This is a genomic window from Streptomyces sp. DvalAA-14 (assembly GCF_900091855.1).
Classification (GTDB): domain Bacteria; phylum Actinomycetota; class Actinomycetes; order Streptomycetales; family Streptomycetaceae; genus Actinacidiphila.
The window spans coordinates 1-1,113 of sequence record NZ_FMCH01000220.1 but is presented as its reverse complement, the minus strand read 5'-3'; the positions used below and the strand labels follow the sequence as shown (position 1 = coordinate 1,113).

General features: G+C 72.1%; 1 protein-coding gene. It reads right to left on the bottom strand.

The genetic code is table 11. From position 1 onward, the window contains the following. Positions 1-901, bottom strand: a 901-nt coding sequence (locus GA0115240_RS11135; protein WP_093736513.1) for a M14 family zinc carboxypeptidase, incomplete at its 3' end; no start/stop codon positions are given. Positions 902-1,113: the final 212 nt, after the last annotated feature.

Sequence of the window (1,113 nt, the reverse complement as noted above, 5' to 3'; positions counted from 1 at the left end):
GCACCAGTTCCAACAGCGTCCTGGCCCGCCCCGACTGGTGGCGCAGCAGCGTGGCCAGCCCGGCCAGCGCGCGGGCCGGGTCCGGGTGCGGATCGGTGTCGGTGACTTTGCGGCTGGCCCACATCGGCACCTCGAACAGCGCGGTCATACCGCCGTACGTGTGCGGCCGGATCCACGTCGAGCGGTTGACGTCCTCCGGCAGGCTCTCGAACTGGGCCGGGCGGCCCGGCTCGGGCATCACGTAGACGCCGGGCCCCGACACCGTCCAGTACAGGGCGTCGTAGGTGCCGGTCTGCACCGGCACGTCGCGTTCGGCGGAGAGCTTGCCGAGCGGTTCGGCCAGGCCCGGCAGGTCGCGGGTGAGCTGGATCCAGGAGCCGCCGAGGTCGTTGCCGTGCAAGGAGCACTGCAGGAAGGGCCGCAGCTCGTCGATCAGGCCGACCAGCACCTTGGATTCGGGGAGTTGGTCGTCGGCGGGGCGGATCGAGGGTGCCCACTCGGGCTGTTCGTCGGCGGGCGGGCGGTAGGAGTGCCGGAAGTGCTCGGCGGGGGTGCGGCGGACGGCGGGGCCCTCCTCGCTGCGGACGGTGCCGTCCGGGTCGAGGCAGAGCAGGAAGTGCCAGGTGGCGTCGGCGCGGGCGTGCAACCAGGGGTCCGCGGCGACGCGTTCGGCCAGCCGCAGCGCGGTCGCCGAGCCGATCCGCTCGTCGGAGTGCGGGCCGGCCACCACCAGCACATTGCGCCGGCCGCGGCCGTAGCTCAGCAGATGCAGTGGCCGACCCTCACGCGACTGGCCGATCTCCCGCAGGGCACTTTGCCGCGGGTGGAAACGCGCGAACGCGGAGGCCGCTGCCGCGACCCCCGCGACGCTCGGATACGCGTCGGCCATCGCCGACGTCACGTGCCGTTGGAATTGCTGTCGCCGGTGGTCTCCTTCTTGTCCAGTGGGCGGATGACGATCCTGGTCGCCACGGGAGCTCCTCTCTGTCCAAGTCGGTTGCCGCGCAGGGTAGTTGGCGGATTACCCCCGGTCGCCTACGCCTTGCCAAGGCTGCGACGGGCCCCGCAAGTGTCAAGGGGCAGACGTTGACGGGGGAGGTTGGACGTGGGCGC